Origin of the sequence: Rhodococcus sp. JS3073, assembly GCF_026810085.1 — a bacterium.
Taxonomy (GTDB): domain Bacteria; phylum Actinomycetota; class Actinomycetes; order Mycobacteriales; family Mycobacteriaceae; genus Rhodococcus_F; species Rhodococcus_F wratislaviensis.
Window position 1 is genome coordinate 6,294,187 of sequence record NZ_CP113951.1, and the last position, 12,977, is coordinate 6,307,163.

Annotated in this window: 15 protein-coding genes; 12 read left to right on the plus strand and 3 right to left on the minus strand. The window is 68.8% G+C overall.

Going from position 1 to position 12,977, the window contains the following annotated elements:
- Positions 1 to 31 precede the first annotated feature (31 nt).
- The 10 genes from hppD (at position 32) to OYT95_RS28535 (ending at position 10,115) form a co-directional block, all read left to right on the plus strand.
- Positions 32 to 1,240 (plus strand): 4-hydroxyphenylpyruvate dioxygenase, encoded by a 1,209-nt coding sequence (hppD, locus tag OYT95_RS28490; protein ID WP_037233383.1) that lies wholly within the window; start codon positions 32 to 34, stop codon positions 1,238 to 1,240.
- 33 nt (positions 1,241 to 1,273) lie between these two features.
- Positions 1,274 to 2,038, plus strand: a complete 765-nt coding sequence (locus OYT95_RS28495; RefSeq protein WP_268789731.1) for an SDR family NAD(P)-dependent oxidoreductase — start codon at positions 1,274 to 1,276, stop codon at positions 2,036 to 2,038.
- Positions 2,035 to 2,547: a VOC family protein gene (locus tag OYT95_RS28500; RefSeq protein WP_268789732.1), complete on the plus strand. Its 513-nt coding sequence runs from the start codon at positions 2,035 to 2,037 to the stop codon at positions 2,545 to 2,547. The genes OYT95_RS28495 and OYT95_RS28500 overlap by 4 nt, the downstream gene beginning before the upstream one ends.
- 61 nt (positions 2,548 to 2,608) lie before the next feature.
- Positions 2,609 to 3,934 (plus strand): glutamate-1-semialdehyde 2,1-aminomutase, encoded by a 1,326-nt coding sequence (gene hemL, locus OYT95_RS28505; RefSeq protein WP_268789733.1) that lies wholly within the window; start codon positions 2,609 to 2,611, stop codon positions 3,932 to 3,934.
- Between the two features lie 79 nt (positions 3,935 to 4,013).
- A complete protein-coding gene (locus tag OYT95_RS28510; protein ID WP_005566498.1) occupies positions 4,014 to 4,673 on the plus strand; it encodes a histidine phosphatase family protein in 660 nt (219 codons plus the stop codon).
- Entirely contained in the window at positions 4,670 to 5,269 is a 600-nt protein-coding gene (locus OYT95_RS28515) for a TlpA disulfide reductase family protein (RefSeq protein ID WP_112301779.1), read from the plus strand. The genes OYT95_RS28510 and OYT95_RS28515 overlap by 4 nt, the downstream gene beginning before the upstream one ends.
- Positions 5,266 to 6,096 (plus strand): cytochrome c biogenesis CcdA family protein, encoded by an 831-nt coding sequence (locus tag OYT95_RS28520; protein WP_037233399.1) that lies wholly within the window; start codon positions 5,266 to 5,268, stop codon positions 6,094 to 6,096. The genes OYT95_RS28515 and OYT95_RS28520 overlap by 4 nt, the downstream gene beginning before the upstream one ends.
- Complete coding sequence (resB, locus tag OYT95_RS28525; protein ID WP_128641569.1) at positions 6,093 to 7,757, plus strand: cytochrome c biogenesis protein ResB; 1,665 nt, start codon at positions 6,093 to 6,095, stop codon at positions 7,755 to 7,757. The genes OYT95_RS28520 and resB overlap by 4 nt, the downstream gene beginning before the upstream one ends.
- A complete protein-coding gene (gene ccsB, locus OYT95_RS28530) occupies positions 7,754 to 8,731 on the plus strand; it encodes a c-type cytochrome biogenesis protein CcsB (protein WP_037233403.1) in 978 nt (325 codons plus the stop codon). Before resB ends, ccsB begins: the two co-directional genes overlap by 4 nt.
- A 94-nt stretch (positions 8,732 to 8,825) precedes the next feature.
- Complete coding sequence (locus OYT95_RS28535; protein ID WP_268789734.1) at positions 8,826 to 10,115, plus strand: nucleotide-binding protein; 1,290 nt, start codon at positions 8,826 to 8,828, stop codon at positions 10,113 to 10,115.
- A gap of 47 nt (positions 10,116 to 10,162) precedes the next feature.
- Here the strand turns inward: OYT95_RS28535 and OYT95_RS28540 are convergent, their stop codons facing one another.
- Both OYT95_RS28540 and OYT95_RS28545 read right to left on the minus strand, forming a co-directional pair.
- Positions 10,163 to 10,366: a hypothetical protein gene (locus OYT95_RS28540; protein WP_005252018.1), complete on the minus strand. Its 204-nt coding sequence runs from the start codon at positions 10,364 to 10,366 to the stop codon at positions 10,163 to 10,165.
- Positions 10,367 to 10,481: 115 nt separating this feature from the next.
- On the minus strand, positions 10,482 to 10,709 hold the full coding sequence (locus OYT95_RS28545) for a BldC family transcriptional regulator (protein WP_037233625.1): 228 nt from the start codon (positions 10,707 to 10,709) through the stop codon (positions 10,482 to 10,484).
- Between the two features lie 187 nt (positions 10,710 to 10,896).
- Here OYT95_RS28545 and OYT95_RS28550 point away from each other — a divergent pair, with 187 nt between their 5' ends.
- Both OYT95_RS28550 and OYT95_RS28555 read left to right on the plus strand, forming a co-directional pair.
- Positions 10,897 to 11,274 (plus strand): DUF4229 domain-containing protein, encoded by a 378-nt coding sequence (locus tag OYT95_RS28550; RefSeq protein WP_037233414.1) that lies wholly within the window; start codon positions 10,897 to 10,899, stop codon positions 11,272 to 11,274.
- Positions 11,271 to 12,380 carry a PLP-dependent cysteine synthase family protein gene (locus OYT95_RS28555; RefSeq protein WP_037233416.1) on the plus strand — a complete coding sequence of 370 codons (1,110 nt, stop codon included), beginning with the start codon at positions 11,271 to 11,273 and terminating at the stop codon, positions 12,378 to 12,380. Before OYT95_RS28550 ends, OYT95_RS28555 begins: the two co-directional genes overlap by 4 nt.
- On the opposite strand, the gene OYT95_RS28560 is transcribed toward OYT95_RS28555, so the two are convergent.
- Complete coding sequence (locus OYT95_RS28560; protein WP_112301783.1) at positions 12,368 to 12,913, minus strand: GNAT family N-acetyltransferase; 546 nt, start codon at positions 12,911 to 12,913, stop codon at positions 12,368 to 12,370. The genes OYT95_RS28555 and OYT95_RS28560 overlap by 13 nt on opposite strands.
- Between the last annotated feature and the right edge of the window lie 64 nt (positions 12,914 to 12,977).

A 12,977-nucleotide genomic window follows, 5' to 3' on the forward strand; every position in this document is an offset into this window, starting at 1 on the left:
CGCAGTGGTGTGAGCTGGATCACAGTGAGGTATGACTACCGTCGACATTCGCCTGACGCCCCGCGAGGTGGCCGCACATCTGGAGACCGACGAACTCCGGCAGTTGGTCGGGCTCGTCGAACACGACGACGCGTCGGACCCGTTTCCGGTGGTCGCGTTGGATGCCGTGGTGTTCGCGTGCGGCAATGCGACGCAGAGCATGCAGTACTTCGTCTCCACCTGGGGCATGACCCTCGTCGCCTACGCCGGGCCGGAGACCGGTCAGCGCTCGCACAAGTCGTTCGTCCTCGAGTCCGGGTCGGCGCGATTCGTGCTGCACGGAGCCGTGGATCCCAAGAGCCCGCTCGCGGACCATCACCGGGCCCACGGCGACGGCGTGGTGGACCTGGCCATGGAAGTGCTCGACGTCGACCGCTGCATCGCGCACGCACGCTCGCAGGGGGCCACCATTCTCGACGAGCCTCGCGATGTCACGGATCAGTTCGGCACCGTGCGGCTCGCGGCCATTGCCACGTACGGCAGCACCCGGCACACCATCGTCGACCGCAGCCGGTACGACGGCCCCTACCTCCCCGGATTCGTCGCGCGCTCCAGCGGTTTCGCGGCACGACCGGGTAAACCCGCTCGGCTGTTCCAGGCGCTCGACCACGCCGTCGGCAACGTCGAGATGGGCCGGATGGACCACTGGGTCCGGTTCTACAACCGGGTCATGGGATTCACGAACATGGCCGAATTCGTCGGCGACGACATCGCCACGGAGTACTCGGCGCTCATGTCGAAGGTCGTGGCGAACGGCAACCACCGGGTGAAGTTCCCGCTCAACGAACCCGCGGTGGGAAAGAAGAAATCGCAGATCGACGAGTATCTCGAATTCTACGGTGGGCCAGGCTGCCAGCATCTGGCCCTCGCGACCGGAGACATTCTCGCGACGGTGGACGCGCTGCGGGCCGAGGGCGTCGAATTCCTGAACACACCCGACGCGTACTACCAGGATGCGCAGCTGCGGGCCCGCATCGGCACGGTCCGGGTGCCGGTGGAGGAACTGCAGAAGCGCGGAATCCTCGTCGACCGCGACGAGGACGGATACCTCCTGCAGGTCTTCACCAAGCCGCTCGGTGACCGGCCGACCGTGTTCTTCGAGCTGATCGAACGGCACGGTTCGCTCGGGTTCGGGGCGGGCAACTTCCAGGCTCTGTTCGAATCCATCGAGCGCGAGCAGGCGGCCCGCGGCAATCTGTGAACCTCCGACCGGCACGCAGTGCATCATCGACTGATGGATGACACGGGTCGGGGAACGTTCGCAGGGAAAGTCGCTCTCGTCACCGGAGCATCCTCGGGGCTCGGACGGGCCGTAGCTCGGCTCCTCACCGACCGGGGAGCTCGCGTCTTCGGGGTCGCTCGGGACGGGGATGTGCTGCGGCAGGCCATGATCGACATCGCCGGACCGGAGGCGGCGGCGCACTGTGCGCCGGCGGACGTCGCGTCGCCGGACGCGTGCAGCGCGGCCGTGGCAGCCTGCGTCTCCGGGCTCGGCGGTCTCGACGTCCTGATCAACGTCGCCGGTTCGCACACCCTCCGGCACACCGCGGACGTCACGGACGACGACTGGGCACGTGACCTCGCCGTGAACCTGAACGGGCCGTTCTACCTGTCGCGGGCAGCACTGCCGCATCTGCTCGAACGCGGAGGCAACATCGTCAACGTCGCGTCGGTCGCCGGGCTGGAGGGGCAGGCGTACTCGGCCGGCTACTGCGCCGCCAAGCACGGACTGGTCGGCCTCACCCGCGCGATGGCGCTCGAGTTCACCGGCACACCGCTCCGGGTCAACGCCGTCTGCCCGGGCGGGATGATGACGCCGCAGGTCACGAATTTCGCGTTCCCCGACGGTGTCGATTTCGATCTGGTCATGAAGTCGGCCTCCCCGCGAGGGCTGATGGAACCCGAGGACGTGGCGAAGACGGTGGCCTTCCTCGCATCCGACGACGCCTCCGCCATCCACGGAGCCGTGTACTCGGTGGACAACGGGAAGATGGCATGAGTCTCGTCGAAGGCCCGATTCTCCAGATCTGCTGGGTCGTCGACGACATCGAGTCGGCGGAGCGGTACTTCACGGAACAGCTGGGCGTCGCGCGATGGTTGCGGCTCCCGGACGTGCACTTCGGACCCGAGCACTGCACGTACCGCGGGCAGCCCGCCGACTACGTGGTCCACGTGTCGCTCGGATATGCCGGCGGACAGCAGTTGGAACTGATCCAACCGGTGTCGGGACGCAACCTCTATACGGAACAGCTGGAGACGAGCGGTCCCGGCGTCCATCACGTGGCCTGGGTTCCCGAAGACTTCGAGGCCACCCTCGCCGAGGCCGGGCGCCGGGGACTGCCGGTGGTGCAGCGGGGCCGGTTCGAGGGCGTCGGGATGGAGTTCGCGTACCTCGAGGGCGGCCCGCTCGGCGGATACGTGGAACTGATGAAACTGTCCGAGGAGATGCGGGCGATGTTCGCCTCGCTCGTCCCCGAATCGCCCGGCGCGACCGATCGGGCAGAGTGATCCTGGCCACCCACTACACCCTGTCGTTGGCAAATTCGACAGAACTGGGACACTGGAGGCCGTGACTGTTTCCTCCGGTGACCCCGACGTGCACGCATCCCGCTCCGCCCAGCTCTTCGAAAGGGCTGATCTGGTCATTCCCGGCGGCGTCAACTCCCCGGTGCGGGCCTTCCACTCGGTCGGCGGCACCCCGCGGTTCATCAGGGAAGCGTCCGGTTACACGCTCACCGACGTCGACGGCAACGACTACGTCGACCTCATCTGCTCCTGGGGACCGATGATCCTCGGGCACGCGCACCCCGCCGTCGTCGAGGCCGTGCAGAAGGCGGCCGCCACCGGCCTGTCGTTCGGCGCGCCCACCGAAGGCGAGATCGAACTGGCCGAGGAGATCGTCGGCCGGGTCGCGCCGGTGGAGAAGGTGCGCCTGGTCAACTCCGGCACCGAAGCCACCATGAGCGCCGTCCGCCTCGCCCGCGGATTCACCGGCCGAACCAAGGTCCTCAAGTTCTCCGGCTGCTACCACGGACACGTCGACGCGCTGCTGGCCGACGCCGGCTCGGGACTCGCCACGTTCGGCCTCCCGACATCGCCCGGCGTGACGGGCGCGCAGGCCGAGGACACCATCGTCGTCCCGTACAACGACCTCGACGCCGTCGCCCAGGCCTTCGCCGCGAACGAGGGTCAGATCGCGTGCGTCATCACCGAGGCCGCCGCGGGCAACATGGGCGCCGTGGCGCCGCTGCCCGGATTCAACGAGGGCCTGCGGAAGCTGACCAGCGACAACGGCGCGCTGCTCATCATGGACGAGGTGATGACCGGATTCCGCGTCAGCTCCGCCGGCTGGTTCGGACTCGACCGCGTCGCCGGTGACCTCTACACGTTCGGCAAGGTGATGAGCGGTGGTCTGCCCGCCGCCGCATTCGGTGGCAGCGCCGACGTCATGGCACACCTCGCCCCGGCCGGACCCGTCTACCAGGCAGGCACCCTGTCCGGGAACCCCGTCGCCGTCGCAGCCGGGCTCGCCAGCCTGCGCGCCGCGGACCAGGGCGTGTACGACGCACTCGAGCGCAACAGCGCCACCCTGCGGACCCTGCTGTCCGACGCGCTGACCGCCGAGAGCGTGCCGCACCGGGTGCAGACCGCAGGCACGATGCTCAGTGTGTTCTTCAGCGAGGACCCGGTGACCAACTACGCCGAGGCCAAGGCCGCCCAGACCTGGCGTTTCCCGGCGTTCTTCCACGGACTGCTCTCGCGCGGGGTGTACCCGCCGCCGAGCGCGTTCGAGGCGTGGTTCGTCTCCGCCGCCATGGACGACAGAGCGTTCTCGATCATCGCCGACGCCCTGCCGCACGCCGCGAAGGCCGCCGCCGCGGCCGTCCAGCCCTGACGTGTCGTCCCCCCTCGCGGCCGGTAGCCCCGCCGCCGACACCCACCCGACCTCCCGTCCCGACCCGAGGAACCCCAACGTGACCGAAGCCGATCATCCCGACCACACACAGACCCGCACCATCGTGCACGTGCTCCGGCACGGCGAGGTGCACAACCCGCGCGGAATCCTCTACGGCAGGCTCCCCGGGTTCCGGCTGTCGGTGACGGGTGAGGCGCAGGCCCGCGCGGTGGCGTCGGTGCTGGCCAAGCACGACATCACGCACGTGGTGTCCTCGCCGCTGCAGCGGGCGCAGGAGACGGCGGTTCCGATCGCCGACGCGCACGGCGTCGAGATCGCGACCGACGAGAACCTCATCGAGGCGGGCAACGAATTCGAGGGCCTCAAGGTGTCCGTCGGCGACGGCGCGCTGTCCCGGCCCCGGCACTGGTGGAAACTGCGCGACCCGTTCACACCGTCCTGGGGCGAGCCGTACCTGCAGATCGCGCACCGCATGCTGGCCGCCGTCAACAGCGCCCGCGTGTCGGCGGTGGGCCACGAGGCCGTCGTCGTCAGCCACCAACTCCCCGTCTGGACCCTCCGCCGGTTCCTGCAGGGGGAGCGGCTGTGGCACGACCCGCGGCACCGTCAGTGCGGTCTCGCGTCGCTGACCTCCCTCGTCTACGAGGGCGACACCCTCATCGACATCGTGTACTCGGAGCCCGCGGGCGCGTCGGATCCGAGGGTGACCGGGGCATGAGTCGGGGGCGCTTCGCCGGGCTTCTCGCGGTGATCTGCACGGCCGCGGTGTCGCTGTCGGCGTGTGCGTCCGGCGACGACGCCGTGGCTCAGGGCGGCACGTTCGACTTCGTGTCGCCGGGCGGGCAGACGGAGATCTTCTACGACCCGCCTGCCGACCGCGGCACCATCGGCACGGTGTCCGGACCCGACCTGATGACCGAGGGCAAGACCACCTCGCTCGACGATTTCGCGGGGCAGGTGGTGGTCCTCAACGTGTGGGGGCAGTGGTGCGGCCCGTGCCGGGGTGAGGCGAACGACCTCGAGCAGGTGCACGAGGAAACCAAGGATCAGGGAGTGTCGTTCCTCGGGATCAACGTGCGGGACAACCAGCAGGACAAGGCGCAGGACTTCGTGATCGACAACAAGGTGTCGTATCCGTCGATCTACGACCCCGCCATGCGGACGATGATCGCGCTGGGGCAGAACTACCCCACGAGCGTCATCCCCACCACGATCGTGCTCGACCGGGAACACCGCGTGGCCGCCGTGTTCCTCAAGGAACTGCTCGCCGAGGACCTGAAGCCGGTGGTCGAACGGGTGGCGCAGGAATCGTGAGCACCAGCACCACCCTTCTCGCCGGCGGCGTCGGCGACGCCTTCCAGTCCACCGCGGCATCCGGGCCGCTGCTGCTCGCGCTCGGCGCGTGCGTCCTCGCCGGTCTGGTGTCGTTCGCATCGCCGTGCGTCGTGCCCCTCGTTCCCGGATACCTGTCCTACCTCGCGGGTGTGGTCGGTGCGGACGCCCCGGCCGTCACCGCGGAGGAGGCGGCCACCCGCACGAAGACGGTCGCCGACGGACGGCTGCGGGTCGCGGGCGCCGCGGCCCTGTTCGTCGCCGGTTTCACCGTGGTGTTCGTGCTGGCCACCGCGTCGGTGTTCGGCGCCATCTCGGCCCTCGCGATCAACCGCGACATCCTGATGCGGGTCGGCGGGGTGGTGACCATCGCCATGGGCCTGGTGTTCATCGGCCTGATCCCGGCCCTGCAGCGGGACACGAGGCTCGAGCCGCGCCGCATCTCCAGCCTGGCCGGGGCCCCGCTGCTCGGTGCCGTGTTCGCACTGGGCTGGACCCCGTGCCTCGGCCCGACCCTGGCGGGTGTCATCTCCCTGGCCGCAGGCACCGACGGTGCCACCGCCGCCCGCGGAGTGGCCCTGATCGTCGCGTACTGCCTCGGCCTCGGGTTGCCGTTCGTGATCCTGGCGCTCGGCTCGTCCCGCGCGCTGCGCGGTGTCGGCTGGCTGCGCCGCAACGCGCGCACCATTCAAATCTTCGGCGGAATCATGCTGGTGGCCGTGGGCATCGCCCTCGTCACCGGCGCGTGGGACCAGTTCGTCGGCTGGGTTCGCGACGCCTTTATCTCGGAAGTGACTCTGCCGATATGAGCGACACCCAGACCCCCGAGGCCCCGGAAGCCGCGCCGGTGCCCCGTCAATCGCTGCCGGGTCGCGCGTTCGCGGTCGTCCGCAACACCTGGCGCGGCCTCACGTCGATGCGCACGGCGCTGGTGCTGCTGTTCCTGCTGGCCCTCGCGGCCATTCCCGGCGCCCTGCTCCCGCAGCGCAGCCTCAACGCGGGCAAGGTCGACGAGTACATCTCGAACCGGCCGACCCTCGGTCCGTGGATGGACAAACTCGAGCTGTTCGACGTGTTCGGCAGCTTCTGGTTCACCGCGATCTACGTCCTGCTGTTCATCTCCCTCGTCGGCTGCATCCTGCCGCGCTGCGTCGACCACGCGAAGGCGCTGCGCACCCGTCCGGTGCCTGCCCCACGGAATCTCGCGCGACTGCCGCACCATCACGAGGACCGCGTCGACGAGACGCCGGAGGAACTCGCCGCCCGCATCCGCGCCCACCTGAAGGGGTGGCGGGTCGAGACGCGCGAGGGCGGGGAGCGCGCCGCGCACGACGGCGAGATCACCATCTCCGCGGAGAAGGGCTACTTCCGCGAACTCGGCAACCTGGTCTTCCACCTGTCGCTCGTCGCGTTGCTCGTCGCGATCGCCGTCGGCAAGCTGTTCGGCTACGAGGGCAACGTCATCGTGGTGGCCAACAACGGTCCCGGCTTCTGCACCACGTCGCCCGCGGTCTTCGACTCGTTCAAGGCGGGCAACACGCAGGACGGCACCGGCATGACACCGCTGTGCGTCAAGGTCAAGGACTTCGCGGCCGACTACCTCGACAGCGGTCAGGCCGAGATGTTCACGTCCAACATCGCCTACCAGGCCGGCGACGACCTCGAGACGAACACGTGGCGGGACGGGCAGTTGCAGGTCAACCACCCGCTGCGCGTCGAGGGTGACCGCGTCTACCTGCAGGGGCACGGGTACGCACCGACGTTCACCGTCACGTTCCCGAACGGGGAAACCCGCACCGAGACGCTGCAGTGGCGGCCCGACGACGCGACGACGTTCCTCAGCAGCGGCGCGATGCGGTTCGACCCGCCCGGCGGCATGTACACCGACACCGACGAGCGCCGGAAGAACCAGATCGCGATCGAGGGACTGTTCGCGCCGACCGCGCTGTTGCACGGCAATCTGCTGGCGTCGAGCTACCCGGCCATGAACGACCCGGCCGTCGCCATCGACATCTACAAGGGCGACACCGGCCTCGACACGGGCAATCCGCAGTCGCTGTTCTCGCTCAACACCGAATTGATCAACCAGGGCCGGCTCGTGAAGCAGGACCGGGTGAATCTGAAACCGGGGGAGAGTTCGACGCTGGCCGATGGCACCCAGGTGCGGTTCGACGGTGCAGTGGACTTCGTGAACCTGCAGGTGTCGCACGACCCGGCGCAGCAGTGGGTGCTGGTGTCGGCGCTGACGATGATGGCCGGACTGCTCGTCTCGCTGCTGGTCAAGCGTCGCCGCGTCTGGGCCCGCATCTACCCCGCGGACGCTTCCGATCTTGACCCACGACGTACTGTAGTAGAGCTTGGTGGACTCGCCCGGACCGATCAGGCCGGCTGGGGCGACGAGTTCGGCCGACTCTGCACCCGTCTGCTCACGGACGACACGAAGCCTGACGCGCAGGAGAGCCAACGATGACGACCAACGAGACACTGGCGCAGTACAGCGACTGGGCCTTCCGATCAGCCTTCACCGTGCTGGTGCTGGCACTCGTGCTGCTCATCGTGCAGTACGCGTCCACCCGGGCGCAGGCCGTGCAGGACCGGGAACTCGTGTCGGCAGGCTCCGGCGCCCGTCCGGCCGAGGCGCCGTCGGCTCCCGGCCGAGTGGTCGAGCAGCCGAAGAAGCCCATGTCCGAGCGCTTCGGCGGCATGGGCGCTGCCGTGCTCGTCGTCGGCACGGTACTGATCTTCGCGTCGATCGTGCTGCGCGGATTCGCCACCGAGCGGTTCCCGCTCGGCAACATGTACGAGTTCGTGACCATGGCCTGCGCGGCCGCACTCGTCGTCGGTCTCGCGCTTCTGTCGAAGCCGGCGTACCGGTCGATGTGGGTGTTCCTGCTCGTCCCCGTCCTGATCCTGATGTTCCTCGCCGCCACCGTGCTGTACGCGGACGCGGCGCCCGTGGTGCCCGCGCTGCGGTCGTACTGGCTGCCCATCCACGTCACCATCGTGAGCGTCGGTTCCGGTGTGTTCCTGGTGTCGGGCATCGCGAGCCTGCTGTTCCTGCTGCGCATGCGGTACCCGCGCGGCGAGGAGGGAACGGGCGTGTTCGCGCGGATCGCGGAGCGGCTGCCCGACGCGCAGACCCTGGACCGGCTGGCGTACAAGACCACCATCATCGGGTTCCCGCTGTTCGGCGCGGGCGTCATCCTCGGCGCCATCTGGGCCGAGGCCGCCTGGGGCCGATTCTGGGGTTGGGACCCCAAGGAGACGGTGTCGTTCATCGCCTGGGTGATTTACGCCGCCTACCTCCATGCCCGCGCGACGTCGGGCTGGCGTGACACCAAGGCCGCATGGATCAACGTGGCTGGCTTCGTCGCGATGCTGTTCAACCTGTTCATCATCAACATGGTGGTGTCGGGATTGCACTCGTACGCGGGCCTCAACTGACGGTAGTTGCCGACTGATATCCTTCCGCCGCGACGTCTCCGACCGGTGTGATTCGGTGGGGACGATGGAGACTTCACGAGGGGGATGTTCAGCCATGTCCGAAAACAACGCCGGCATGTGGGAGCCGGTACGGCCTGCATCGAATCCGCCCGCGGACGACCACGCCTCGGCTGCCGCGTGGAACGCCGCGCGGCAGGCCCCGTACGTTCAGCCGCAGGGTCCCAACCCGTTCGCGCAGCCCGGGGTCCAGGCCCCCTCCGCCGCACCCGCGCGGCCGCAGACCCCGGCCGCGCCCGTCCCGCAACAGGCGCCCGTCTCCCAGCCGGCCCCGCAGCAGACTCCCGCGCCGGGAGCGTTCACTCCGCCGCAGCAGGCGCCGGTCCAGCACGCACCCCAGCATCCCCGCCCGCACAACACGAATGCCGACCAGCAGTACGCGGTGTCGGCGCGTGACCTGTCGACGTCGCTGCTCCTCAAGCAGGTCAAGCCGGCCCCCACCACGGGGTGGCGCAAGGCGCTGTACCAACTGTCCGGCCGTTACATCAACGTCGGCAACAGTGCGAAGGAACAGCGTCGGATCGAGCTGACCAAGCAGGTCAACCAGCCGCTGCAGGGTTGCTACAAGATCGCGCTGCTGAGCCTCAAGGGCGGAGTGGGCAAGACCACCACCACCGCGACGCTCGGCTCCACGTTCGCGTCACTGCGCGGTGACCGCGTGATCGCCGTCGACGCCAACCCCGACCGGGGCACGCTGAGTCAGAAGATTCCCCTCGAGACCCCCGCCACGGTGCGCAACCTGCTGCGCGACGAGCAGAGCATCGAAAAGTACAGCGACGTCCGCAGTTACACGTCGCAGAGCCGGCACCGGCTCGAGGTGCTCGCGTCCGACAGCGACCCGGCGGTGTCGGAGGCGTTCAGCGCGGACGACTACTCGCGGACCGTCACGATGCTCGAGAAGTTCTACAGCATCGTCCTCACCGACTGCGGCACCGGACTGATGCATTCCGCCATGCAGACCATCCTCGAAGAGGCCGACGCGCTCGTGGTGGTCAGTTCGGGGTCCGTCGACGGCGCCCGCAGCGCCTCCGCGACCCTCGACTGGCTCGACGCCCACGGATACCGCGAACTGGTGTCCCGGTCGGTGGCCGTCGTCAACGCGGTGCGACCACGGTCGGGCAAGGTGGATCTGCCGAAGGTCGTCGAGCATTTCGAGCAGCGGTGCCGCCTGGTCCGGCTGATTCCGTTCGATCCGCACCTCGAGGAGGGCGCCGAGATCGAACTGGAGCGGCTGCGTCCGAAGACGCGCAACGCTCTTCTCGAACTGGCTGCCGCGGTGGCGTCGGACTTCCCAGCGTCCAGTTTCGCGCTACAGGATCGTCGCTGAGGCGATGACACCGCGGGCGCCGGATCGACCGGCACCCCGGTCTCGGCTCATCCGGCGGGGTCCGCCGGACCGGCATCGGGTTCGTCGGACTTCTTCCGACGGGTCTCCCGGTCGACCTTCCAGAGGAAATCCGGATCGTCGTCGGGTCCCTGCACCCGATTGCTGAGCACGGGCCTGGTGTTCGGGCCGAACGCCTTCCAGAGCAGGACCGCCACTGTCACGAGCCCGATGAGTGCCAACAGATAGATCACCGCGCACCTCCTTACACCGCTCGAGGGTAGCCGGTATCCCCGAGCGTAGCCGCGTCGGCGGCAGAGGGCACCTACCCGGCCGGGTGGCGTCCGGGCAGTGTGGTCGCGGTCAGCCTTACGGTCGGCCTGCTTCCGTCGTGAGGGAGCGGAGCAGTTGCATGACCTCGGCCTCGCGGAAGCGGCGGTGTCCGCCCGGGGTGCGCAGCGATCCGAGCCGGCCCGCGTGCGCCCATCGCGTCACTGTCTTCGGGTCGACATGGAACAGGGCAGCCACCTGGCCCGGGGTCATGAGGGCTTCGTTGGATCCGCTGAATCCGGATCCGTTGTAGGTGGGTGCGCTCATCGACGGTCCTCCACTGCTTTCGACTGGTCTGTGCTGAAGCCGGCCGCTGTTGCGACTGATCTCGGTCATCGTGGCATCCGGCACCCCGGGTACTCGAACGATCTAATGTTGGTAAAGGGGAGGTAATAGACAAATCGGATAAGTCGGACGTGTGAGGAGCGGCCTCGGCGATGGGTAACCTGGGGGCGTGAGTGAGTCATCCGAGAAGCCAGAAGACCAGGTCGAGCGCCCCGGTGCTGCCGATTCGAGCGCACCGGCCAAGCAGGACGGGCGGGTGACCAAGGGGCAGCTGGCGCGCGACGTCGCGATCTATTCGATCGCCCGGCTGCTGCTGGTCGTCGTCATCGGCGCCATCATCCTCGGGGTGGCCGCACTCGTCGGAGTCGCCGTGCCGCTGCTCGTCGCGGCCATCTTCGCGGTCCTCATCGCACTCCCGCTGTCGCTGCTGCTGTTCGCGAAACTCCGCCGCCGGGTCAACGAGGGGATCGCCGCGTTCGACGCGCAGCGCCGCGCCGACCAGGCCGACCTGCGTGCCCGGCTCCGCGGTGAGGGCACGGCCCGGTGACGGACGGCGACTGCGTCGTCATCGACCGGAGCTTTCCGCGTGACTGGGTGGACAACGCCGTCCGCCTCATCGACGCCGACGCGCAGCGCAGCGCCGACACGCACCTGCTGCGGTACCCGCTGCCCGTCGAATGGGGTGTGCAGCTCTACCTGAAGGACGAGTCGACCCACATCACGGGCAGCCTCAAGCATCGGCTGGCCCGGTCACTGTTCCTCTACGCGATCTGCAACGGATGGATCACCGAGGGGACGACGGTCATCGAGGCGTCCTCGGGGTCCACTGCCGTCAGCGAGGCGTACTTCGCCAAGATGCTCGGCCTCGACTTCGTCGCCGTCATGCCGCGCAGCACGAGCGGCGCGAAGATCGCCCTCATCGAGGCGCAGGGCGGTCGCTGCCACTTCATCGACCGGCCGCCGGAGATCTACAGCGAGGCCCGACGGCTCGCCGCGGAGACGGGCGGTCACTTCATGGACCAGTTCACGCACGCGGAGCGGGCCACCGACTGGCGGGGCAACAACAACATCGCCGAGTCGATCTACCACCAGATGATTCGTGAAGAGCATCCGGTGCCGGAGTGGCTCGTCATGAGCGCCGGGACCGGCGGCACGAGCGCGACGCTGGGCCGGTACATCCGCTACCGCAGGCACGCCACCCGTCTGCTCGTGGTGGATCCGGAGAACTCGGCGTTCTTCGGCGGCTACGACACCAACTCCTGCGACTATGCGACGGGGATGCCCTCGCGCATCGAGGGCATCGGCAGGCCGCGGGTGGAGCCGTCGTTCGTCGGGCAGGTCATCGATCGGATGATGCGGGTGCCCGACGCCGCGTCCATCGCGACGGCTCGGCACGCCAGTGCGGTGTTGGGCCGCCGGGTCGGCGGTTCCACGGGCACGAACCTGTGGGGGGCGTTCACCGTCGTCGCCGAGATGCTCGCGGCCGGACGGTCCGGCAGTGTGGTCACGATCCTGTGCGACGGCGGCGAACGCTACGCGGACACCTACTTCGACGACGACTGGGTGGCCGGGGAGGGCATCGACCTCACCGGTCCGGCCGCGGTGCTCGACCGCTTCGCGGCGACCGGGGAGTGGCCCGGTCAGCCCGGCTGAGGCGCGGTCGCGGCGGTCCGCGCCGGCGCCGTCACCGGGCGGGACATCGTGACCCGCGGCCACGCGGCGAGGCCGTGCCGGGCCTCGTCGGCGCGGATGCGTGACAGGCCCGGGGTCAGGGCGTCCTCCGGCAGGGGGCGGAAACCCAGCCGCTCGTAATAGGGGGCGTTCCACGGGACGTCGACGAACGTGGTGAGGGTGAGGGCGGGCAGTCCGCGGACGGCCGCCCACGACGAGATCTCGTCGAGGAGCAGGGCGCCGAGCCCCTGGCGGGCGTGGCCGGGGTGGACCGACACCTGCTCGATGTGGGCGGCCCCGTCGACCACGGCGACGAGTGCGTATGCGACCGGGGCGTCGTCTGCGTCGACCGCGACCCAAATGCATTCCAGCTGGAGGTATTCGGTCAGCTCGTCGAGTGTGAACGGGGGATCGTCGGCGACGGCGTCCATTCCGATGTCACGAAACGGCGCACCCGCCGCGATTTCGATGTCTTGCAGAACGGGCAGGTCGGTGGAAATGGCCGGGCGGATCACAGGTCTTTTGTACCCGAAATCGTGCTGTTCGCACAGTTTCCCTGCACTTTCCGAAAACTTACTC